This is a genomic window from Fusicatenibacter sp., assembly GCF_050872605.1.
GTDB lineage: Bacteria > Bacillota > Clostridia > Lachnospirales > Lachnospiraceae > Fusicatenibacter.
This window is the reverse complement of the sequence record NZ_JBNMHD010000003.1, coordinates 16,024-39,604: the sequence shown is the minus strand read 5'-3', so window position 1 is coordinate 39,604 and position 23,581 is coordinate 16,024. Positions and strand designations below refer to the sequence as shown.

Here is a 23,581-nt window from a genome sequence, read left to right as displayed (position 1 = left end):
AAAAAAGCTGTCAATCCATAAATACTTTTCTTGGTGCGCGGTTGCGGATATCTTTTAACATCACTTCATCCGGTTCGAAGATCACCATCTGCATTGTGTTGTCCTTGGAGATCACAAATGCATACGGTTTGTGGCCCTGTCCTTCAATTCCGGAGGAATAGTTGTAACGTTTGATACTCTGGTTGTTTTTGTAGGAATCAAGCTGATGGGACTGGTACGGAGCCAGGATTTCCATGTTGGAAAGCTCATAGCTTGCGGCTCTTTTTCTTCTTGACTGCGAATAGATACGATCGATGTCGAGCTCGCCGTTGACGTACAGATACTCAAATTCTACCGAAAGCTTCGGGATAAAAATATAGTCTACGATTCCAAGTACCAGCGCAAGAAGCAGAATCAGCGGATTCATCATAATTCCTGCGGCTGCAAAAAGAACGGTAAAGAAGATCAGAACTCCTTTGATCGCCTTGTCTTTTCCTGTCTGCTGTTTTTTAACCAGCACTTCTGTGTACAGATCACTCATTTACTCCATCCTCCTCAAGATATTCGATCAGTTTTGCTGCATTGTCCGTGTTCTTGGCGTTGACCACAACGGTCAGGTAACACGGCTCATAGTACGTAAGGCCCATATCCTGGTATTTCTTCAGCCTGGAAATATCGAGGCAGGTATCTCCCGCCTGGATGCCGTATTTTTCGCACGTCGCCTCGTCAAACAGCGTGGACAGATCCAGGAAATAGTCGTCCTTGCTGTAGTTGTCGTACACGGCCTGCGAACAGATCAGCACATCCATGCTCTGCGCGGCGATTACGGCTGTGAATTTCATCAGCGTGTTGTAATCTGCGCCAGAGAGGTCTTCACCGAAACTGTAGCTCGTATCGATGCTTACCTTTTCGTACTTGTCTCCTGTTCCGAGGGCTTCTTTTATGTCCTCCTCGATCGGACTTACATCCTGCAGTCCCGCGTAATCCACAACAGCGATGCTCACGAGGTCGTAATACTTCGCATTTTCATGGATATTGGCGATCGTGCCGATGATGGCGATGACAGCGATGATGCCAAAAATGACGGCCTTGTAGTATGCCCAGATGTAGGCCAGTTTTTCTTTGAAATTCATTTTTGACAGCTTTTCTTTTTCGAGCTGCATCTTCTCCTTCCTTGTCATGTCGGATTCATAACGACTTGCCATGTGTGTTTCTTCTCCTTTGTTGTATTTCCCCCAACATCCTACAGATCAGTATAGCATAAAAGGCCGGAAGCGTCCATATACGCCGCCCGGCGAAAAAGTGAAAACTTTCTGAACTTTTTAACGATTCAGAGCCATGTGAAGAAAAAAAGAACCGGCCGGCAAAGACAGGACTTCGGAAGAAACATCTCCCGCTACGGTCTTTGCCAGCCGGTTCTTTTTATTCTATTTCACCAGACTTTTTACGTCCCTGGAATTACATCATTCCCATTCCGCCGTCTGCGCCTGCCGGCATAGCCGGAGCCGGCTCTTTGATGGTGGAAACTACGGACTCGGTGGTCAGCAGGGTTGCGGATACGCTGGTAGCGTTCTGCAGTGCGCTTCTGGTAACCTTAACCGGATCAAGGATACCAGCCTGGATCATATCAACATACTCTTCGTTGTATGCATCAAATCCAACGCCTACTTTGGACTCTTTTACTTTGTTGATGACAACAGATCCTTCCAGACCTGCGTTTGTTACGATGTGGAACAGAGGAGCCTCGAGTGCTTTCTGTACGATTCTTGCACCGATCTTCTCGTCGCCGTCCAGGCTGTCAATCAGCTCTGCAAGCTGTGTTGTTACATGGATGTATGCAGAGCCGCCGCCTGCGATGATACCCTCTTCTACGGCTGCTCTCGTTGCATTTAAAGCATCCTCCATACGGAGTTTTTCTTCTTTCATCTCGGTCTCGGTTGCTGCACCTACGCGGATAACAGCTACGCCGCCTGCCATTTTTGCCAGTCTCTCCTGCAGTTTCTCTTTATCAAACTCAGAAGTGGTCTCCTCAATCTGGGATCTGATCTGGCCGATTCTTGCTGCGATGGCATCCTTTGCGCCTGCGCCGTCAACGATAACGGTGTTCTCTTTCTGAACTTTAACGGATTTTGCACGTCCGAGCATTTCCAGAGTAGCGTCTTTTAATTCCAGACCAACTTCCTCGGAGATCACCTGGCCGCCGGTCAGGATTGCGATATCCTCGAGCATTGCTTTTCTTCTGTCGCCGTAGCCCGGTGCTTTGACAGCTACTACGTTGAAGGTTCCGCGCAGTTTGTTGATCACAAGTGTCTGGAGAGCCTCGCCCTCTACGTCCTCAGCGATGATCAGCAGTCTTGCGCCGCTCTGTACGATCTGCTCCAGCAGCGGAAGAACTTCCTGAATGTTGGAGAGTTTCTTATCGGTAATCAGGATATATGGATTGTCGAGAACGGCTTCCATTTTCTCCATATCGGTGCACATGTATGCGGAAATGTATCCACGGTCGAACTGCATACCTTCTACCAGCTCCAGCTCGTTCTGCATGGTCTTGGACTCCTCGATGGTGATAACGCCGTCTTTGGAAACTTTTTCCATCGCATCTGCTACCATCTGACCTACTTCTTCGCTTCCGGAAGAAACAGCTGCAACTTTTGCAATCTGCTCTTTGCCTGCTACCGGCTGGCTCATCTCTGCAAGGATCTGAACAGCTTTATCGGTTGCTTTCTTCATTCCCTTACGGAGAACGATCGGGTTCGCACCTGCTGCCAGGTTTTTCATTCCTTCGTTTACCATAGCCTGTGCCAGAACGGTTGCGGTTGTGGTACCATCACCTGCTACATCGTTGGTCTTTGCAGCAACTTCTTTGATGAGCTGTGCGCCCATGTTTTCAAATCCGTCTGCCAGCTCGATCTCTTTTGCAATGGTAACACCATCGTTTGTGATGAGCGGAGCGCCGTACTGTTTGTCCAGAACAACGTTTCTTCCTTTCGGTCCAAGGGTTACACGTACGGTATCTGCAAGCTGGTTTACACCATTCTGAAGAGCGTTTCTTGCCTCTGCTCCATATTTAATCTCTTTTGCCATGATTGTCATGCCTCCTGATTTTTACTTGATTATTCTTTATTTTACAACTGCCAGAATGTCATCCTGTTTTACGATGATGTACTCTTCGTCTTCCAGTTTGACGTTGGTTCCTGCATATTTGGAATAGATTACCTGATCTCCGACTGCAACTTCCATTTTTACTTCTTTGCCGTCTTCTACTTTTCCAGGTCCTACTGCGATAACCTCAGCCTGCTGCGGTTTCTCCTGTGCCTGTCCCGGAAGTACGATACCGGATTTTGTGGTTTCCTCTGCTTTTAACTCTTTTAATACAACTCTGTCACCTAAAGGTACTAACTTCATTTATGTTTCCTCCTTCAAGATTTCATTCAGTTTTATTTATTAGCACTCAGTTCATTCGAGTGCTACTTGATGGTTCTTACTATAGTGTTTTCCACCCCATTTCGCAAACGCATGAATTTTGCAATTCTCTTTTTTTCTCTCGTGATAACTCTTAATTTCTATTATTTTCTCGTTTTTTCTTATTTTGGCAACTTTTTCATATTTTATACTCTCTTTATAAATTTATTAGTTACTGTTCACACAGCGCCTGAACACTCATGTTACAATTCACAGGGAACCTGGGAATTGTAACATCTAATTATAGTTTATTCCTAAAAACGGGAATGATACCATTTTCTTCCGCTCCCCGAATGCTTTTTTTTGCACAAAAAGAAACGGCGCCATCTTTTCACGGCTCCGTTTCTTTTCTGGCTTTCGCTTTTTTATTTTTTCGCCTCATCCGGATGGGCGTCGCCCTTTCCTTTCAGGTTCTTTCTTGCTTTGATCTCGTCGAGTTCATCAAAGATATAATCATTTAATACCTTGATATACGTTCCCTTCATACCGCTGGAACGGGACTCGATGACGCCTGCGCTCTCGAATTTGCGGAGGGCATTTACGATGACGGATCTTGTGATGCCGACGCGGTCTGCAATTTTGCTTGCAACCAGAATGCCCTCATCCCCGTTCAGTTCATCAAAGATATGGATGATGGCTTCCAGTTCGGAGAAGGACAGCGTGTTGAATGCGGATTTAACTACCTGAACCTTGCGGTTTTCCTCCACATTTTCCTCGTTGACGGAACGCATCATTTCCAGTCCGACAACGGTTGTGCCGTACTCACTGACGATGATATCGTCGATATCGTACTGCGGGGTGCAGCGGTACATAAATACGGTACCAAGGCGTTCTCCGGCGATCTCGATCGGGCAGATAATTGCGGTGTAGCGCTCTACACCAGACCGCTCAAAGCCGAGGGTCTGTAAATTGACGTTCTCTTTTGTGGAGAGTACGCCAAGGAGACGCTCGTTTAATGCGGCATCGACATAACCGCCCACCTTATCCTCGATCAGCTCCGTAATTTCTTCCACGCCCGGGCAAAGGCTGATGCCCAGCACTTTTCCTTTTTTACTGATCACCAGGATGTTGGAACTTAACGTTTCCATCAGGACTTCACAGATATCGTTGAACACGACCTTCGTTGAGTGATTGTTATGAAGCAGTTTGTTGATTTTTCTGGTTTTATCCAGCAGTTGTACGCTCATGTTCTTCTCCTTTCTTTATTTTCTGCATTTTTTTGGCTTATCCGTCGAAAAAAATGCACACTGATGCCTTTTTCAGACAACCCTTAAAACTAAGCTCATTCTATCATGTAGTTTTCCGGAAATCAATATATTTTTCAGAAAACTATAAATTTTATAAAAATTCATGCTAAATTTTTTCGGATCTTCCTGTTTTTCCGCCGCAATAAGCAAAAAAACGGCCTGCACCAGTTTTTCACCAGTACAGACCGCTTTGTCATTCTCAGTCTTCGTCTTTCTTTTCGCGTGCTTCTACATAGCCGCACTGCTCGTCCGCGCAGACCAGCTTATTGCCTTTTTCCAGCATATAGCCGCCGCACTGCGGGCATTTCCTGGCAGACGGTTTCTGCCAGGACATGAAATCGCATTCCGGATTGTTTTCGCATCCATAATATTTCCGTCCTTTTTTCGTCTTGCGCAGGATCACTTCTTTTCCGCACTTCGGACACGGAACACCGATCTTTTCCAGATACGGCTTCGTGTTCTTGCAGTCCGGGAATCCCGGGCAGGCGAGGAATTTTCCGTGCGGGCCGTATTTCACGACCATGTTGCGGCCGCAGTTCTCGCAGATGACATCCGTCACCTCATCCTCTACCTTAACTTCTTCGAGGTTCTTTTCTGCCTCTGTGACCGCCTCATAGAGATCCGGCCAGAAGTTCTCGACTACTGTCTTCCACGGAACACTTCCATCTCCGACCTTGTCGAGCAGAGCTTCCATCGTTGCCGTAAAGTTGACATCCACGATGCTCGGGAATGCCTCTTTCATCATGTTGTTGACCACCTCGCCGAGCTCTGTCATATAGAGGTTCTTGTTCTCCTTTGCCACGTAGCGGCGGTTGATGATCGTTGTGATGGTCGGCGCGTACGTACTTGGACGGCCGATGCCGAGTTCCTCGAGTGTTTTGACAAGGGAAGCCTCGGTGTAGTGTGCCGGCGGCTGTGTGAAGTGCTGCTGCGGATCCATCTTTTCCAGTGCCAGTTCCGTTCCTGCCTCCAGGCTCCGGACGGCGGCGTTGTTCTCTTTCTTTTCCTCATCCGGATCGGTGTAAACGGACATGAAACCATCAAATGCCAGACGGGAAGAAGCTGCTGTAAAGAGATACCCTCCTGCATTGATCCGTGCGGAAATTGTCTCATAGACGGCCGGCTGCATGCGGCTTGCCACAAAGCGTTTCCAGATCAGCTGATACAGGCGGAACAGATCTCTTGGCAGGGATTCTTTTACCATTACCGGTGTATTCGTCACATCGGTCGGACGGATGGCCTCGTGCGCATCCTGTGCCTTGCGGTTTTTATTCTCCGTCGTGTCCCCGCTTGCGGTATATTTTGTGCCGTACTGCTCCTGGATAAAGGAACGTGCTGCCGCATCGGCCTCCTCGCTGATTCGTGTAGAATCGGTACGCAGATAGGAAATCAGAGCGATCGTTCCCTTTCCTTTTACTTCCACGCCCTCGTAGAGCTGCTGTGCCAGACGCATCGTCTTCTGCGTGGAAAAGTTCAGCACCTTCGATGCTTCCTGCTGCAGGGTACTCGTGGTGAACGGAAGCGGCGCTTTCTTGGAACGCTCTCCTTTTTTCACTTCGGATACGGTAAAGGTCTCATTTTCCAGTCCCTTTAAGATTTCATCGAGCTGCTTTTTCGTCTCGATCGCCATCTTTTCGCTGCCCTTGCCGTGAAATTTTGCGACGAGCGGTTTCTTCTCACCCGGAATTTTCAGATCTGCTTCCAGTGTCCAGTATTCTTTCGGAATAAACGCATTGATCTCATCCTCGCGGTCGCCGATGATACGCAGTGCAACGGACTGCACACGGCCGGCGGAAAGTCCGCGTTTGATTTTCTTCCATAACAATGGGCTGATTTCATAACCTACCATACGGTCGAGGCAGCGGCGCGCCTGCTGCTCGTCCACCAGGTTCATATCGATGTCGCGCGCCTGTTTGATCGACGCTTTGACTGCTGATTTGGTGATCTCGTTGAAGGTGATGCGGCGCATCTTGCTCTCATCGAGATTCAGCGCGATCGACAGATGCCAGGAAATTGCCTCTCCCTCGCGGTCAGGGTCAGTTGCGAGATAAACTTTATCTGCTTTTTTTGCGGCTTTTCGAAGAGATGCCAGAAGCTCTCCTTTTCCGCGGATGGTGATATATTTTGGTTCAAAGTCATGTTCTACATCAATTCCAAGCCGGCTTTTCGGCAGATCGCGCACATGGCCCATGGATGCTGCAACTTCGTAATTCGCCCCGAGATACTTTTTCACCGTCTTGACTTTTGCCGGTGATTCCACTATTACAAGATATTTTGCCACCTCTGATGCCTCCTGAATACATATTTTTATAACTGTCCAGATCTATATTGCGTTTTTCATATCGCATAGTTCTGCATCATTACAAATTTCCAAATTAGCCGTAACTTCCACTGACTATACACCAAAAAGTTTTTTCTTGCAAGTGTTTTCCATTTTTAAAATGTACCATTTTTCGAGGTTTCCCGACAAAATAACAGGATTTTTTCTATTTTTTAACGATTTTTTCCTGATTTTTTTCTTTTCTTTTTCCTTTTTCAGACATGCACGCGGCGCAGAAGAGCCCCCTTTTTTCTTTTTCTTCTATTATAATTGTGCACCGGGCGGAATATCACAAAACCTTTCTTTTCCTCGTCTCTTTTATGATAACGCCATGTACACGCCCGGCGGATTTTCCGCAATAACGCCGTCAATTTCGAGTGCCAGCAGAATGCCGGTCAGCTCCTGCAGCGGGATTCCGGTGCGGCCGGCAAGCTGTGCAAGATTCTGCGGTTCTGCCGCGAGTGTTTTCAGAACCATTTCCGCCTCTTTTCCATAACGCGGACGCGGTGCGGCTCTTTTTGTCCCGGCCTTTTTCACGCCCAGCTCCTCGAGAATCGTTTCGGGTGAAATCGCAATTTCCGCTCCCTGCGCGATCAGGCGGTTGCAGCCGCGGCTTGTCGCATCCGTTGTCCGTCCGGGCAGGGCAAATACCGTTTTTCCCTGCTCCAGCGCGTAGTCCGCCGTAATGAGCGAGCCGCTCTTCTCTTTTGCCTCAATTACCAGAACGACATCTGCCAGCGCACTGATCACGCGGTTGCGGATCGGGAAATGCCACGGAAGCGGCTCTGCGCCCGGCAGAAATTCGCTTAAGACACCGCCTCCGTTTTCCAGCATCCGCCGCATCAGCGGATAATTCTGTTTCGGATAGCAGATATCCACGCCGCAGCCAAGCACGGCAAACGTCTTTCCCTTTCCGCGCAGTGCCCCCTCGTGCGCCGCCGCGTCGATTCCGCACGCCAGTCCGCTGATCACCGCCACGCCGTTTGCCGCCAGCACCTGCGCGAAAAAGGCCGCCTGGCTCTTTCCGTACGCCGTACACATCCGCGCGCCCACAATCGCCGCTGTTTTCTGCTCATCCGCCGGCAGCGCGCCCCGCACGAAAAGGCGGGATGGCATGTCCGCGAACGGCATAAGCCGCTCCGGATAGCCCTCCTGCCCGCGGCCGACTGTAAAGATTTCCATCGCCATACGTCAGATCCTCCATATACTTTTGTCGGCGCTCCGAAAGCAGATCGCCTCGCTGATATGCGGAACGCCGATTTTGACCGCCCCGTCCAGATCCGCAATTGTCCGCGCGGTGCGGATAATCCCGTGGTAGGAACGCGCGCTGAGGCGCAGGCGGCGGAAGGCATCCTCTAAAAGCTCTTCCGCTGCCTTTTCCAGGATACAGTATTTCTCGATCTGGCCTGCTTTCAGTTCGCTGTTGAAATGAATCGACTCCTGCCGGTAGCGCGCCGCCTGGATTTCCGCCGCTGCCGTCGCTTTTTCCCGCATCTTGGCCGAGGATTCGCACCGCTCCTCGCCGTGCAGATCCTCGTAGGAAAGTGCTTCCACCTGCACGCAGAGATCCATGCGGTCGAGGAACGGCTGGCTGACTCTCGAGAGATACCGGCTGATGTCGCCGGGTGCGCAGGTACAGCGCGATAAGTCGGGGTAAAAGCCGCAGGGGCAGGGGTTCATTGCTGCCACCATCAGAAATGACGCCGGGAACACATAGTTTCCGCTGACACGGGAAATCACAATCCGGTGCTCCTCGAGCGGCTGGCGCAGGATCTCAATGGTTGTGCGCGTCATCTCCGGGAGTTCATCAAGAAAAAGAACGCCGCGGTGTGCCAGCGTAATTTCGCCCGGGGACGGCTGTTTTCCGCCGCCTGCAAGAGCCTGCGGCGACATCGTGTGATGCGGAGCACGGAAGGGCCGCTCCCGGCGGACACCCTCTCCTTTGGCAAGCATTCCGGCGATGCTGTAGATCCGCGTTACTTCCATCTGCTCCTCCTCAGACATCGGAGGCATGATCGTCGGAATCCGCCTTGCGATCATGGATTTTCCGCTGCCCGGCGGCCCCAGCATCAGCAGATTGTGAAATCCGGCCGCCGCGATGAGCGCCGCCCGCCGCGCGGCTGTCTGCCCCTGCACCTCGGAAAAGTCCGGCTCTTTTCCGTCCTCCTTCTTTTGATTTTCTATAGACGGAAGCGACGGCATTTTCCCTTCACAGCAGTAGTTCAAAAGCTCCTGCAAATTCTGGATTCCAACGACGTGAAGCCCGCCGACCAGACCCCCTTCCGCGGCATTTCCGGCCGGAACAAGAAGCGTTGTGCATCCAAGCTCCCGCGCTTTTGCCGCTGCCGGAAATACACCGCTGATCTCCTGCACATGGCCGTCAAGGCCGAGTTCGCCGAGCACCATCGTTTTCCGGAGTGACCCGGGCGGAATCCGGCCGAGCGTCATCAGAACGCCCGCTGCAATCGGAAGATCGAAACGCGATCCTTCTTTTCGGACGTCCGCCGGGGATAAATTAATCGTAATTCGTTTCGGCGGCAGGGAAATTCCCATGTTTTTGAGGGCTGTCCGCACGCGGTCCTGCGCCTCCTTTACCTGGGCACTCACATAGCCGACCATCGTAAACTGCGGCATGCCGTCACTGACATCCGCCTCCACCTGCACCGGAATCATCTCCATGCCCGATACAGTGGCTGATAATACACTGCAATACAAAGAAAACCTCCTTTTCTGTAGCAGGTCGCAATAGTTCCTATTTATTTTTAATTTCTGGAAAATGTCCGGCGAAACACCGGGAAGATATTATTTTTAATACTTGTTCGAAAAAGTAAGGATAAGGAAACCTTTTTCTGCACCTGATTTCCTTACCCTTTATTATAGAAGCAGTCCGTTTGAAATGTCAAGCATTTACGAAGCGGCAAACCGCAGACGCAGTTTTTCGATCGCATTTTTCTCGATCCGCGACACGTACGAGCGGCTGATGCCGAGCCGGGCAGCGACCTGTTTCTGTGTGTATTCTGCTTTTCCGCCAAGGCCGTACCGGAGAAGAAGCACCTGTTTTTCCTGCTCTTTTAATTCCGAATCCAGATAACAGTACAGCCGCACCGCGTCCTCTTTCCGGTTGTACTGTTCCGCGATATCCTCCCCGCCGCTCTCCACGATGTCGAGCAGATGGATCTCATTTCCCTCCTTGTCGGTTCCGATCGGCTCGTAGAGGGAAATCTCCCGTGCCGTTTTCTTTTTGCTCCGAAGATACATCAGCAGCTCATTATCAATACAGCGGGCGGCGTATGCGGCCAGCCGGTTTCCTTTTTTCGAATCATATGTCATCACCGCCTTGATGAGGCCGATCGTTCCAATGGAAATCAGATCGTCGAGATCATCGGGCAGGCCCTGATACTTTTTCACAACGTGCGCGACCAGGCGCAGATTCCGCTCGACCAGAATGTCTCTGGCTTTTGTATCGCCCCTCTGATACGCATCCAGACAGCTTTTTTCTTCCTGTGCAGACAGTGGTTTTAAAAAGGGTTCCAAGAAAAGCGGCACCTCAAAGGGGATTTTTCTTTATTTTATGTTTGAATTGCAGGAAACGTGCCTGTCTGCTATACTGATAAGATCAGCCGGGTTTTCCGGCACTCGACATTATATTTTTAAGAGGAGGTTTCCTTTTATGACAGACCAGAAAAACGGACAGGAATATCTTTCTTTTGTGCTGGAAAAGCTGCAGGCGCGTCTTGCCGAGATCAGTCAGTCTCTGCTGGACGGACAGAAAGAAATTGAAAATATGCACGATTATTACTGGCAGAACTATACCGAGATGGACCAGTACGGATATGAGGATTACGACAATCAGCAGGCGCTGCTGCATCAGGTGAATGCGAATCAGGAGCAGCTTCTTCTGCGGAGCCGCTTCCGGAAAATGCTGGATTCTCCGTTCTTCGGGCGTGTGGATTTCTGCTATGACGGGGATGATGAGCCGGAAATTTTCTATATCGGCATCGGCAATTTTGCGGAGCGGCCGGGCGAGCTGCCGCTGATTTACGACTGGAGAAGCCCGGTCAGCGGTCTTTTCTACGATTTTGACCGCGGGCCGGCTTCCTATCTGGCTCCGGGCGGCGAGATGACAGGGGAAATCTGTTCCAAGTGGCAGTATAAGATCCGGGATGGAAAGATGATTTACGGATTTGAGAGTGATGTGAAAATTGATGATGATATTTTAAAGGCGGAGCTTGGCAGCAACGGCGAGGTACAGCTGAAGAATATTATCCGCACAATTCAGAAGGAACAGAATGCGATCATCCGCAATACGAAGGACCGGATTCTGGTAATTCAGGGAGCGGCGGGAAGCGGCAAAACATCGGTGGCGCTGCATCGGATTGCCTACCTTTTGTATCATGACAGACAGAATCTGAAGTCTTCGAATATTCTGATTTTATCGCCGAACGGGGTATTTTCGGATTATATTTCACATATTCTGCCGGAGCTCGGTGAGGAGAATATTCAGGAGATGAGTTTTGATCTCTTTGCTTACCGCAAATTACAGGACACGGCGGCGGACTGTGAGGATCGCTGTGATCAGATTGAGCGGGAGATGCGGGATCCAAAAGCCGCAGAACGGTTTGCTTTAAAACAGTCGCAGGCGTTTGTGGACCAGATGGAGGGATTTGCGCTGGAGCTTGAGGACGAGCTGATGAATTTCTCAGACGTTTCGTATAAGTCGTTTGTGAAATCAGAATCGGAGATTATTACGCTGTTTTATGACAAGTTTGCGGATATTCCGCTGCTCTCGCGGATGGATGCGGTGGCGGAGACGTTTATTGACGAGATCGAGACGCTGCTGAACCGGGATCTGCCGGAGGAGGAGCGGATTCCGCTCATCGAAAAATTCCGGAAGATGTATGAGACGATGGATTTTTATGTTCTCTACAATCGTTTTCTGAAGAAAGAGGGATATCAGACGCTGCCGCGGCGGCCGTTGGAGAAGCGGAAACTGCGGTATGAGGATGTGTATCCGGTTTTGTATCTGAAGTACCGCCTGTCGCGGCAGGCGGAGCGGTCGAATATTAAGCATCTGGTGATTGATGAAATGCAGGATTATTCGCGGCTCCAGTATCTGATTATCCGGCGGATGTTTTCCTGTAAGATGACGATTCTCGGCGACCGGGCGCAGACGATGGCGGATCAGCAGCAGGATGTACTGCAGTTTTTACCGGGGATTTTCGGGAAGGATCTGCGGCGGATTGAGATGCGGAAGAGTTACCGGAATACGGTGGAAATTGCGTCGTATGCGGCAAATCTCATTGGCGTGACGGATCTGGAGCTGTTTGAACGGCACGGAATGCCGGTGTTGGAACGGGATGTCACGGATCTTGAGGCGGCTCTGCGGGAGGCAGTGGATACGCTGTTTCCAGAGGAGAAAACGTATGAGACGGCGGCGGTGATTGTACCGGATGAGAATACGGCGGAACGGGCTTATTTAATTTTGCGGGAGATTCTGGCAGAAAAAGATTTTGACTACGGGAAGCGGCTTTCTTGGCTGAACCGTGACAGCTCCAGTTTTAAGAAAGGACTGACGGTTACCACATTTTATCTGGCGAAAGGGCTGGAGTTTGATCAGGTGTTCTCTATTTTCCCGAAGGACGAGAAACGGGAGATAATGATGCAGGCGCAGTATATTGCAGCGACCAGGGCATTGCATGAGCTGAGAGTGTATCATATTTAAAAACAGGGAGATCCTCCGAAAAAATTCGATTGGATCTCCCTGTCATTTTTATTTTCGATCAGATATGATAGAATCCTGCGGACTGTGCCGGGATGGTGATGGTTCCGTCTTTGGATTCTGCTTTTCCTCCGATCGTGTAGAGGGCATCCTTCAGCTCTGCACTGTATGGGAAGGACTGCTCTTTGTCGGATGGGTTGATGATGACGAGGACTTTTTCACCCTCAGCCTCACGGACGTATGCCAGCGGATACTGGTTTTTCTCTGCATAAACGAACTCGATGGTTCCGCGGCTTAAGAGTGCTTTGCTGCTCTGGCGGATCTGGATGAGTTTTTTAACTTCGTGGTACAGGGAATCCGGATCGGCCATCTGTGCTTTTGCGGTCGGACGGTCTTTGCCCGGATCCATGGTGATGTAGAGGTCGCTGGCCGGTGCGCTGGAAAATCCTGCGTTGGTGCTGTCATCCCACTGCATCGGAGAACGGGAACCGGTGCGGTTGTATCCGCCCTCAACGGATTTCAGGCCTTCGACGTAGCGCATACCGATTTCATCACCGTAGTAGATGAACGGCGCACCTGGCATGGAAAGAAGGAAAGCGAAAGCAATTTTCAGCTCATCCCCCTGCAGACGGCGTGCCAGACGGTCCATATCATGGTTTCCGGACGGGATGCAGATCAGGCCTTTCTGTGCGGTCTTATTGTAGTTGGTTTTGTAGGTCTCTACAAACTCAGAGATATCTCCTTTTCCGCGTTTGGAGAAGAATGGCTCATCGCAGCGGAACAGATCGTTGTAATGGGACGGTCCAAAGTGAAGCAGGAAGTCCATGTGGAAGCCGCCCTGTAAGGATTTGTCCGGCTCGCCCCACTCGGATACCATGGCTGCATCCGGGAACTCGGCGTCGAGAAATTTTCGTACCTGCTGCCACAGGCGGATGGTTCCTTTGCCTTCCTGATCGTTCTTTACCAGGGAGCCCGCCATATCGACACGGAAGCCGTCGCAGCCCATGTTCAGCCAGAATCTCATGACATCTTCCATCGCTGCCAGCGTTGCCTGCGGTCCCTCATCATCAAAGGACTGCTGCCACGGTTTTTCCGGATCCGGCTGATAAAAGCCGTAGTTCAGGGCCGGCTGGTTGGAGAAGAAGTTGATGGCGCAGGCGCCGTCACGCTCGGAAATGCCGCGCAGGCTTCCCATTCCTTCCGGTGCTTCCCATACGTTATTGGTCCATACGTAGCGGTCTGTAAATTCATTGCGGTCTGCTTTCATGGATTCTTTGAACCATGGATGCTCAACAGATGTATGGCCCGGAACCAGGTCGAGCAGAACGTGCATGTCACGTTTGTGTGCCTCTTCGAAAACTCTCTTCAGATCCTCATTCGTTCCGTAGCGCGGTGCAACGCGGCAGTAATCTGCGACATCGTATCCTGCATCACCGAATGGGGACAGGAAGCACGGGTTGATCCAGATGGCGTTGCAGCCCAGCTCCTTGATGTAGTCTAATTTTTCAATGATACCCTGGAAATCTCCGATTCCGTCGGCGTTGGTGTCGTTGAAGGACTGCGGGTAAATCTCATAAAATACTGCGTTATCTAACCATTTTGACATTTTTTCTTTTCCTCTTTCGCTCTTATTTCTACTGTATTTTCGTCGTTGCAGCAAGTGTTTCTATATGATATATTACTACTGTATCCGCTAAAATACCAGTAATTTCCTATTTCATTCTAATACTATTCTATGATTTTATGCATGCCGCGCTCTGCCATTTCCGGCATTTTACGGACATGCTTTTTGGAGGAGGATTTTATGATGCTTTCTGCTGCGAAAGAAAAACGCCATCACGGCTCCATGCAGGTTCCCTACAGTTATTATGACTGCCGGATGCCCGACTATTTTCCCGGCGTACCGCTGCACTGGCACGGGGAGATGGAGCTGAATTATATCAAACGCGGAACGGGGTATTTTCAGTATGAGGACCGTCTGCTTACGGCGCATGCCGGTGATATTTTTCTGATTCAGCCGAACCTCGTACATGCCATTCTGCCCGCCGAGCAGGAGTCGATGTTTTATGATACGATTGTTTTCCACCAGAATATGCTGATCGGCGGGTATGACGACCGCAGCTACACGGAAATTCTGCAGCCGTTTTTCTCTGCCCGGCGCCGCATCCAGGCACCGATTTCACCCGAACATTCCGGTTATGCTGCACTTTCTGCATCCGTCCATCAGATTTTCCGCTGCATCCGTGAAAACTCTGCTGTCTCCGATCTTCTGCTGAAAAGTGAGCTGCTCCGCTTCTTCTATCTGCTCGCCGCATCGCCGGAACTCTGCACCGATCATCCCGCCATGCCTGCGGCTGCTGAAAACCTGCGGCCTGTGCTCGCCTATATCCAGGAGCACTTCGCCGACCCGATTACCATAGAGGAACTTGCCAGGCTGTCGCATTTGAGCAAAAGCTATTTTATGAGCTGTTTTAAGCAGACCTTCGGACTCGGGGCCGTTGAATATCTGACACAGCTTCGGATCAAAGCCGCCTGCGAGGCGCTGCGCAGTACGACGCGGAGTGTGTCCGAAATCGCGTACGACAATGGTTTCCGCAACCTTTCCAACTTCAACCGGCAGTTCCGAAACAAAGTGGGATGTACGCCGCAGATGTATCGGAAGGAATTTCAAAATTCGTAAATTCAAAAAGGGATGCATCAAAATATGCATCCCGAAAATCTATCTCTGATCCTATTTTTATTCCGTAATCTCCGGTACCGACGGAACATCTTTATCTTCTTCCCGCCAGCTCCCAGAATGCGACAGCGCTCGCCGCAGCGACGTTCAGTGAATCCACACCGTGTGTCATCGGAATCAGCACGGTTGCATCTGTTTCAGCGATCGTATCACTTGCCAGTCCGTCACCCTCGGTTCCGAGCAGAATGGCGAGCTTTTCATGCGTTTTTAACGACGGATCATCCATCGGAACGGAGTCTTCTTTTAATGCCATCGCAACGGTATAAAATCCAAGTTCCTGCAGTGCAGCAATTCCCTGCTCCGGCCAGTAACTGCCGCCTGGCAGCACGGTCCACGGAACCTGGAATACATTTCCCATGCTCACGCGGATGGCGCGGCGGTACAGCGGGTTGCTGCAGCCTGATGTGAGGAGCACGGCATCGATGCCAAGCGCGGCGGCGGAACGGAAAATCGCACCGACATTCGTCGGGTTCACGACATTTTCCAGAATCGCCACGCGGCGGGCATTCCGGCAGATTTCCTCCATAGCCGGAAGCGTGCGGCGGTGCATCGCGCAGAGCATGCCGCGCGTGAGGGCAAAGCCTGTGAGCTGTTCCAGCACCTTCGTCTCTGCTGTATAGACCGGCGCGTCCGGGCAGTGCGCAAAGAGTGCTTCGTTTGCGGCAAGCTCTGCGCTTCCGGCAAGGAACGAAACCGGTTCATATCCGGCATCCAGCGCACGCTCGATGACACGCGGACTCTCCGCAAGAAAAAGGCCTGGCTGCGGTTCATAATAGTGCAATAACTGCGGTTCTGAAAGACGCGCATACACGTCGAGCTCCGGCGCCGCAAAGTTTTCGATTTTTCTGATCTCTGACATAATATTGATTTCCTTTTGCGTTTTCTCTTTGTTTTCACTATGTTCTATTGTAGCAATCCCGCTCCCGTTTCGCAATCCATTCTTTTTCCCGCCGGTGCCGTTCCCCGCACCATTCGCCAAACCGTGCTTCCAGCACGCATCGAATTTTCTTATTTATCTGTCTTTTTTTAAAATTTCTCAATTTCCTCTTGCCAAACGCCGCCGGAGACGTTATAATAATCGACGGTTCAAAATTAAAAACTGCAGAAAAGATTGGTATCAGATTGGAAACGGCACAAGTGCATTGCTTGGTTAACGAACAACACATGTGTCTTTTTTGCGCCCATTTTTCAAAATTGCAAAGAAAAGGAGAACAATTGATGCCAAAAACAAAATTTCAAAACGTTGTATTTACCCTCATGATGTCCTTTCTGATGGTCTATGCCATGATCTGCTACAACATTTCCATGAACATCGGCGGAATGACAAATCAGGTCTTTCTAATGGCGTTTCACGAGATGATAATCATGTGGCCGGCCGCTTTTATCCTCGAGTTTTTCCTCGTGGATCATCTGGCTCACAAATTAGCTTTTTGCATGGTAACACCGCAGGATCGTCCGATCGTAATCACGCTGGCAATTTCCATTATGATTATTGCTATTATGTGTCCGATTATGAGTTTTATTGCAACGCTGCTGTTTAAAAATGCCGGAAAGGAATTCGTTGCTGTCTGGCTCCAGACCACGTTTTTAAACTTCCCGGTTGCCTTCTTCTGGCAGCTCATGTACTGCGGACCCTTCATCCGTTTTCTGTTCCGCAAACTGTTTCCGGAAAAATAAGAAAAGATATCCACAAAGGCGAACCGCTTTTCCCCTCTCTTTCCACAATTTCTGTGGACAGACGGTGCAAAATGGTTCGCCTTCTGTGGATATCTTTTGTTTTCTTCCGGGATTACTCCTGCGGTACCGGATTGGATACGCTGACTACATGATCATACCAGGTTCCTTTTTTACCAATGATCGCAACATTGAAATCCTCGTCCAGTTTTTCTACCGGGATATCAAAGCCGTACACTTCATCTGTGGTTCCGTCAGAATACGTTACCTCATCTGTGGTCGGCTCGATCAGCTCTGCGCCGTCTGCCTGTGCTTCTTCTTTTGTTCCCACAAAGACATTGACAATGTTTTGGGATACCAGGCTGACGTGGATGGTCATTTTTCCGTCTTTTACCGTCAGGACACCTTTTCCTTCTTTTGCTTCATTGACATGGAACATATTGCTGTCTGTATTGAAGTCTGCCGTATACGTACCGTCTTCCAGCTCTGATGCGCTGCTTTCGCCTGCAGTCTCCGCTGCCGATGCGCTTTCTGCTGAAACATCTGATGTGGATGTACTGCTCTCTGCCTTAGATGCATCCTGTACAGAAGCGGAAGATGCGTCTGCCGCAGAAGACGCAGATACTGCAGATGCAGAAGATGACGCTGCATCCTTTCCGCCACATGCGCCGAGCATGGATACAGTCAGTGCTGCTCCAAGAAAAAGAACTGCTAATTTTTTTCTCATAATAAAATTCCTCCTTGTATCACCTTGAAGCGGATCTTTTTCATCCGCTCAACTTAAAATCCGACAGCACACTGAGTCTCTTCAGCCGTACTGCCGGATCTTATTTTACTCTATTTTACGTTCGGAATACAACCCCTAATTATTCAGCATCGTCCTGAACGCCGTTGCCGTCCATAGCTGCCTTGGTGTGCTGTACATACAGCTGCTCAACAGCATCGATTCTTCCAAGACCTTCGATCTGAGTGTCGATCTCATCGAATGCACCGGATGCCTCAAACTGGCTCTTCCAGGAATCCTCATCCTCGCCTGCCATATCGTTGTTTGCGTGGTCACCTGCAACAACCATCAGCGGACGAAGAATTACTTTCTTGTATCCGGCTGCTTTTACCGCCTCGATCACGTTCTCGCAAGCGGTCTCTTCCGGCTTGCCCTCAACGGTTCCGATGAATACGTTTTTGTATCCAAGAGTATCCATCTGTGTCTGCATCTGGCTGTAGGTTACGTTTGCAGTGTGGGAAGTACCATGTCCCATAAATACGAAAGCAGTGCCGTCCTCTGCTGCTGCATCCAGACTGTCATAATTTGCAGATTTTACTGCCTGTGCCGTGATTGCTTCTGCAACGGCCTGTTTGTCCTCGTTGATTACGGTAGCGTCACTTCCAACCTCGCCAAGCAGCGGCTCTGCGATGGTTACGGACTCAAATTTATCTTTATAGCTATCTACTGCTTCTTTCAGCTCGTCGTACTCTGCGCCGTGCATCAGATGAGTCGGCTGAATAATCAGTTTTTTCACGCCATTGCTTACAGCTCTTTCCAGTGCCTGATCTACGTTGTCGATCTTCTCGTCATCGCGGGCCTGTACATGGTTGATGATGATCTGTGCAGTGAAAGCACGTCTTACGGACCAGTCCGGATATGCAGCCTGCAGAGCTTTCTCAACGCCTCCGATATCCTCAGCACGGCTGTCGTTGAAGGAAGTACCAAAGCTTACAACCAGAAGCTCATTCTCGCCGATCTCGTCTCCGTTTAACGGATCATCCTTGGAAGCATCACCTGTGTCTCTTCCAAAGTAATCCGGATCTGCGTTCTCTCCTTCTACAAGTTCCTTCTGCGCGTCTGTCAGGGCATCCCATGCCTCTTTTGCTTCTTTGCACTGCTCGTCGGTGTTATCATTTCTTTCCTGTACATAAATTGCGTCAATCAAAGCTGCCACTTTATCTGCTGCCTCCTGGTCTGCATCTGCGGATACCTCTTCAGATGCAGAAGATGCGCTTACGCTGCTGCTTGCTGCTGTGGTGTCTTCCTCAGATGCGGAAGATGCACTTACGCTGCTTGTTGCTGTGCTGCTTGCGCTGCTGCTGGATGCGTTGCTGCTTCCGCATGCGCCGAGCATAGATGTTACCATAGCTGCTGAAATTAAAGCGACTACAAGTTTCTTTTTCATTTTTGTTTTCCTCCCATTTGCTGGTATCTTTGCAACAACCAATATCGGGGACGTTTTACATTTCAAACTATGAGAAACACGCTCCGCGAGTTTCTCAAGTTATCGCGGCAGTCGCTAAGGTCTCGTGCAAGCACGGACTTTAGCTCGTTGCCCGCGTAAATAGAAAGAAGCCCTTTCGTTTTTCAACGAGGGGCTTCCAGTATTTTCATCACAAAGAAAACCATCTCACCCGCTGTGGGGCAAATGTCCGCTTTCCTGTTTTGTACTGCCAGTTCCTCGTGGCACGAACGTAACGTTCCTGTACTGCGAAAGGCAGGTCTCCCGGCTCATTGCTTCAGGATTTGACTCCAGCGCATCTGTCTCCTTCCCGGTTTCCCAGTGGATCATTCCTCTGCTTGCAAAATACGGTGACGAGTTCGTGCAGGATTCACACCTGCTTCCCTTTTCACCGGACACGTATGTCCGACACCTTACACATCGATATTTAATTGTCTTTTCTTTAACGACTGTTAGTGTAGCACATCGTCTTTTCTCTGTCAAGTGCTGTAAAATCAGGAAATCCGGCCATTTTCCATTTCATATACCACATCCGCGACGTTCATCGTGGACACTCTGTGCGATACGAGCACAATGGTTTTCTCTTCTGCCGATTCTTTCAGGGATTTCAGAATAATTCCTTCATTTAAGGAATCAAGATTCGATGTCGGCTCGTCCAGCAGGATCATGGATGCGTCATGCAGGAATGCCCGCGCGATACCGATCCGCTGTTTTTCTCCGCCGGACAGCGTATCGCCGAGTTCTCCGACTTCGGTGTCGTAGCCGTTTGGCAGTGTCATGATGAAATCATGTATGGACGCCTTCTTCGCCGCCTCCATAATTTCTTCCCGCGTCGCGCCGGGTTTTGCAATAGCGATGTTGTTCGCAATCGAATCGTGGAACAGATGTGTCTCCTGCGTCACATAGCTTTCCATATCGCGCAGATGCTTCGTCGGGATTTCGCGGACATCGGCTCCGTCCACGGAAACGCGCCCCGTCTGGACATCCCAGAAGCGCATCAGAAGTTTTAAGATCGTCGATTTTCCGGAACCGCTCGCGCCGTGGATGCCGGTGATTTTTCCCGGTTCCAGTTTCAGCGAATACTGATCCAGAATCGTCTCGTCTTCGTAGGCAAACGTTACATTCTGCGCCTCGGCTCCTGCAAATGCGTGGTCACCGCCGGATGCCGTATCTCCCGGAATTTCCTCCACCAGCGGCGCTTCCTCGAGAAGGGAAAGCACGCGCTCGCCGCTTGCCAGCGTCTGATTCAGGTTATTCGACAGGCTGGACAGCGCCACGACCGGGCCGAAGGAACCCATCATCGCGACTGTGCAGGTCAGGACTCCCTCAAATCCGATCCCGCCTTTCGTGTAAAGATAGATCGTCAGTGCCAGCATGCCGAACGATGCCAGAAGAATCACCATGTTGGTGACAGACCGCTGGGAGCCTTCCATGCGGCTTAAGTTTTCCTGCACAGAAGCCAGTTCTTTCGACCGCTCTGACATCTGCTCTTTCCGTTTTTCGCCCTGTCCGTACTGAATCGTCTCGTCGAGGCCACGCAGGGAATCCAGCACGAAGCTGTTCAGCTCGCCAAAGCCTGTCCGGAACTCCATTCCTTTCTGGCTTCCGCGCTTTCCGTTCCACATCGGGATCACAACGCCGACCGTCAGATACGCCGCAAGTGCAAGCAGCCCTGCCAGAACATGGTATCTTCCAATGAAGCATACCATAATCAGAGAAGTTAATGCTGCAATCGCAATCGGGGAAATCGTATGCGCATAGAATACTTCCAGAAGTTCGATATCGGTTGTGATAATCGAAATCAGATTTCCTTTGTCCCGTCCTTCCAGCTTCGCCGGGCAGAGCTTCCTCAAAGCTGCAAACACTTTATGGCGGATGATCGCCAGCAGTTTAAAAGCAATAAAGTGGTTGCAGTACTGCTCCGCATAATGCAGAATGCCGCGCAGCACCGCGATCACGATCATCACCGTGAGTATCGTTTTTACCGGGGTATGTACAAGCCACATGTTTTGCACCGAAAGGCTCGTCCCTGCCGCGCCCGTCAGTAAGCCGTGCACGATGACCTGTCCTGCCAGAATCGTCAGGAAGATCGCACATAAATATCCCATTGTTCCAAGAATAATTGCCGCCATCATAATATGAAGCAATGGCTTCACCAGCCCGATCAGGCTTCCCATAATCCGAAGGGCGCTTCTGCGTTTTGCTGTATTTTTCTTCTCGTTCATCATGCATTCCCCTGCCACTCAAAATGTGATTAAATATACTTATCACATCGAGATAATGTAAGTTCTCACGAATCTTACTTACTGCTTCAGTGTGTATACTTTTGATTGACCGAAATCATATCTACTCGTAGGTCCATGTACACTCCACAGTCTTTAATTCCCGAAATAGCCTTCGGTACATACTTACATTTGCTTCCTTATGCAATCTTGTAAGTTTTTACGTCCCTCAGATTCAGTGCCGCATTGAAATCCCTGTCTTCGACATAGCCACAATGACATCGAAATGTTCTATCGGAAAGTTTTAAATCTTTCTTGATCGTTCCACAACAATGGCAGATTTTTGATGATGGATACCATCTGTCTGCAACCCGAAGTTCAATGCCATTTTCTTTGCTTTTCGCCTTCAGTTTTATTCTGAATTCGTAAAACTTCTGCGAAGCAACTGCTCTTGAAAGATGTTTGTTCTTCATCATCCCCGATACATTTAAGTCTTCAATCGTTATATAAGATGGTTTGGTTTTTACGATCTCTGCGATTGTCTTATTGATGTAATCCGTACGGATATTGTCTATTTTATGATGAAGTTTTTGTACCTTAAGTTTTTGTTTTTGTATATTCGCTCTTTGAGTGGACTCTCCTTTCTTTAAATTTTCATACTTTCGGGAGAGACATCTCTGTTCCCGAACGAGTCGTTTTTCTAATTTCTTTAATCTTGCTGATTTGTTGATATTCTTATAGGTCTTACCATTTGAAACAATGGCAAAATCCTTTAGCCCCAGGTCGATGCCGATTCCTTTGTTAGAAGGATCAGCAGTTTTGTTGTCAGGAATTTCTATAAGAGCCGAAACATAATATCTGCCCGCTTTCATGGAAACATGCCCGCTTTTTATGGTATATCCTTCTTTCGTCGTAGGAATGTATCCTTTTTCTTTGATGCGAACCCATCCAAGCGACGGGATGTTAACTCTGTGTCTCTCGCAGCGACAATCTTTCGGATTATTCTTTACGAAATACATCTTCACATCTGATCTGCCTTTCTTTTTGAACTTCGGAAAAGCACTTTCATGATCGAAGAATTTTTTAAATGCAGTTTGTCCATGATTTACCGCCTGGGTCACTGCTTTTGAGTATGCTTCCTTAATCCATAAATATTCTGGATGTTGTGGAAGATATTCATGATTCAGCCAGACTCTGAATTTACTGCTGCTCATGAATTTTTCGCCATTTTGATAAAGTTCTTTGTTATGGGCCAGATAGAAATTGTAAATAAATCTACAAGTTCCTATTGTTTTATGAATCCTGACTTTCTGCTCTTCTGTCGGATGGATTTCCGTCTTGAAGCTCTTTAGCAATTTCCTCGTCCCTCTCTATTTGTTTTTTATACTTACGAAGTCCATACAGCCTGCAGGAGAACACATGAAGTATGGAAACAATATCCTGTACAAGTTCTTCCTGTGGTGATAATTCTTCGTTGTTTACCACCACGATCGTTGTATTGAATTTCATACAGAATTTTTCAAACCAATCATAACCGAATCGGATAAATCTGTCTTTGTGGGTTATGATGATCCTTTTTACTTTCTGTTCCATTACTTCATCTAATAATTTATTCCACTTTTTGCGGTTGTAATTAAGACCACTTCCATACTCTTCGATACATTGGTCTACAATGATTCCTCTGGCATTACAAAACTGTCGCAAAAATGCGACCTGGTTTTGCAAATCGTCTTTTTGATTTTTTGTAGATACTCTGGCATAAATAACTGCCTGACGTTTATCATTTTCGATATTTATGCCTTTGAATTGAAGATATTGGTCATACGTATAATAACGCCTGTCAGTTGGAGTTCGATTTGCTTTTAAAATCCCTTCTCTGTCCCAACGCTGTAACGTTTTAACAGATATCCCTAACAGTTCAGCAAATTCCTTCGGCTTGTAGTTTGTGATATTTGATGTGTTCATAATATTATTCTCCTTTTATATATTTAAA

19 protein-coding genes and 1 riboswitch are annotated in these 23,581 nt (G+C 49.1%); of the genes, 3 read left to right on the top strand and 16 right to left on the bottom strand.

The annotated features are described in order from the left end of the window. Window positions 1–10: 10 nt before the first annotated feature. The 9 genes from ACY2VT_RS01745 to sigK form a co-directional block, all read right to left on the bottom strand. Window positions 11–520, bottom strand: a complete 510-nt coding sequence (locus tag ACY2VT_RS01745; RefSeq protein WP_022462188.1) for a DUF6106 family protein — start codon at window positions 518–520, stop codon at window positions 11–13. Further along, window positions 513–1,184 carry a hypothetical protein gene (locus tag ACY2VT_RS01740; protein WP_461873643.1) on the bottom strand — a complete coding sequence of 224 codons (672 nt, stop codon included), beginning with the start codon at window positions 1,182–1,184 and terminating at the stop codon, window positions 513–515. The genes ACY2VT_RS01745 and ACY2VT_RS01740 overlap by 8 nt, the downstream gene beginning before the upstream one ends. 253 nt (window positions 1,185–1,437) lie before the next feature. Beyond that, window positions 1,438–3,063, bottom strand: coding sequence for a chaperonin GroEL (gene groL / locus ACY2VT_RS01735; RefSeq protein ID WP_461878655.1), 1,626 nt, complete (start codon window positions 3,061–3,063; stop codon window positions 1,438–1,440). A 36-nt stretch (window positions 3,064–3,099) separates the two neighbouring features. Then, the gene (gene groES, locus ACY2VT_RS01730) at window positions 3,100–3,384 is read right to left on the bottom strand and encodes a co-chaperone GroES (RefSeq protein ID WP_022462185.1); all 285 of its coding nucleotides are present in this window, start codon (window positions 3,382–3,384) and stop codon (window positions 3,100–3,102) included. 422 nt (window positions 3,385–3,806) lie between these two features. After that, window positions 3,807–4,628: a GTP-sensing pleiotropic transcriptional regulator CodY gene (gene codY, locus ACY2VT_RS01725; RefSeq protein ID WP_461873642.1), complete on the bottom strand. Its 822-nt coding sequence runs from the start codon at window positions 4,626–4,628 to the stop codon at window positions 3,807–3,809. Between the two features lie 259 nt (window positions 4,629–4,887). Then, on the bottom strand, window positions 4,888–6,969 hold the full coding sequence (topA, locus tag ACY2VT_RS01720; protein ID WP_461876726.1) for a type I DNA topoisomerase: 2,082 nt from the start codon (window positions 6,967–6,969) through the stop codon (window positions 4,888–4,890). Window positions 6,970–7,326: 357 nt separating this feature from the next. Beyond that, the gene (gene dprA / locus ACY2VT_RS01715; protein ID WP_461878654.1) at window positions 7,327–8,196 is read right to left on the bottom strand and encodes a DNA-processing protein DprA; all 870 of its coding nucleotides are present in this window, start codon (window positions 8,194–8,196) and stop codon (window positions 7,327–7,329) included. A gap of 3 nt (window positions 8,197–8,199) precedes the next feature. Beyond that, a complete protein-coding gene (locus ACY2VT_RS01710; protein ID WP_117801498.1) occupies window positions 8,200–9,723 on the bottom strand; it encodes a YifB family Mg chelatase-like AAA ATPase in 1,524 nt (507 codons plus the stop codon). Between the two features lie 192 nt (window positions 9,724–9,915). After that, window positions 9,916–10,542 carry an RNA polymerase sporulation sigma factor SigK gene (gene sigK / locus ACY2VT_RS01705; protein WP_461873639.1) on the bottom strand — a complete coding sequence of 209 codons (627 nt, stop codon included), beginning with the start codon at window positions 10,540–10,542 and terminating at the stop codon, window positions 9,916–9,918. 136 nt (window positions 10,543–10,678) lie between these two features. Here sigK and ACY2VT_RS01700 point away from each other — a divergent pair, with 136 nt between their 5' ends. After that, window positions 10,679–12,730: a HelD family protein gene (locus ACY2VT_RS01700; RefSeq protein ID WP_461878653.1), complete on the top strand. Its 2,052-nt coding sequence runs from the start codon at window positions 10,679–10,681 to the stop codon at window positions 12,728–12,730. Between the two features lie 58 nt (window positions 12,731–12,788). On the opposite strand, the gene ACY2VT_RS01695 is transcribed toward ACY2VT_RS01700, so the two are convergent. Next, window positions 12,789–14,333, bottom strand: coding sequence for an alpha-amylase family glycosyl hydrolase (locus ACY2VT_RS01695; protein ID WP_117761016.1), 1,545 nt, complete (start codon window positions 14,331–14,333; stop codon window positions 12,789–12,791). A gap of 198 nt (window positions 14,334–14,531) precedes the next feature. Between ACY2VT_RS01695 and ACY2VT_RS01690 the strand changes: the two genes are divergently transcribed. Beyond that, complete coding sequence (locus ACY2VT_RS01690) at window positions 14,532–15,407, top strand: AraC family transcriptional regulator (protein ID WP_347055546.1); 876 nt, start codon at window positions 14,532–14,534, stop codon at window positions 15,405–15,407. A 91-nt stretch (window positions 15,408–15,498) separates the two neighbouring features. On the opposite strand, the gene ACY2VT_RS01685 is transcribed toward ACY2VT_RS01690, so the two are convergent. Then, window positions 15,499–16,323, bottom strand: a complete 825-nt coding sequence (locus ACY2VT_RS01685; protein WP_022462176.1) for a TrmH family RNA methyltransferase — start codon at window positions 16,321–16,323, stop codon at window positions 15,499–15,501. 359 nt (window positions 16,324–16,682) lie between these two features. On the opposite strand from ACY2VT_RS01685, the gene ACY2VT_RS01680 reads away from it, so the two are divergent. After that, window positions 16,683–17,141 carry a DUF2798 domain-containing protein gene (locus tag ACY2VT_RS01680; RefSeq protein ID WP_022462175.1) on the top strand — a complete coding sequence of 153 codons (459 nt, stop codon included), beginning with the start codon at window positions 16,683–16,685 and terminating at the stop codon, window positions 17,139–17,141. A 112-nt stretch (window positions 17,142–17,253) separates the two neighbouring features. Here the strand turns inward: ACY2VT_RS01680 and ACY2VT_RS01675 are convergent, their stop codons facing one another. From ACY2VT_RS01675 to ACY2VT_RS01655, 5 genes are all read right to left on the bottom strand, one after another. Beyond that, window positions 17,254–17,865: a hypothetical protein gene (locus ACY2VT_RS01675; RefSeq protein WP_118697439.1), complete on the bottom strand. Its 612-nt coding sequence runs from the start codon at window positions 17,863–17,865 to the stop codon at window positions 17,254–17,256. A gap of 139 nt (window positions 17,866–18,004) precedes the next feature. Further along, a complete protein-coding gene (locus ACY2VT_RS01670; RefSeq protein ID WP_117509530.1) occupies window positions 18,005–19,309 on the bottom strand; it encodes a sirohydrochlorin cobaltochelatase in 1,305 nt (434 codons plus the stop codon). A 294-nt stretch (window positions 19,310–19,603) separates the two neighbouring features. Further along, window positions 19,604–19,797: riboswitch (cobalamin riboswitch) on the bottom strand. A gap of 63 nt (window positions 19,798–19,860) precedes the next feature. Next, window positions 19,861–21,591, bottom strand: a complete 1,731-nt coding sequence (locus ACY2VT_RS01665) for an amino acid ABC transporter ATP-binding/permease protein (protein WP_461878652.1) — start codon at window positions 21,589–21,591, stop codon at window positions 19,861–19,863. A 197-nt stretch (window positions 21,592–21,788) separates the two neighbouring features. Next, on the bottom strand, window positions 21,789–22,943 hold the full coding sequence (locus tag ACY2VT_RS01660; protein ID WP_461878651.1) for an RNA-guided endonuclease InsQ/TnpB family protein: 1,155 nt from the start codon (window positions 22,941–22,943) through the stop codon (window positions 21,789–21,791). Further along, window positions 22,882–23,538 (bottom strand): IS607 family transposase, encoded by a 657-nt coding sequence (locus ACY2VT_RS01655; protein WP_461878713.1) that lies wholly within the window; start codon window positions 23,536–23,538, stop codon window positions 22,882–22,884. The genes ACY2VT_RS01660 and ACY2VT_RS01655 overlap by 62 nt, the downstream gene beginning before the upstream one ends. Window positions 23,539–23,581 lie beyond the last annotated feature (43 nt).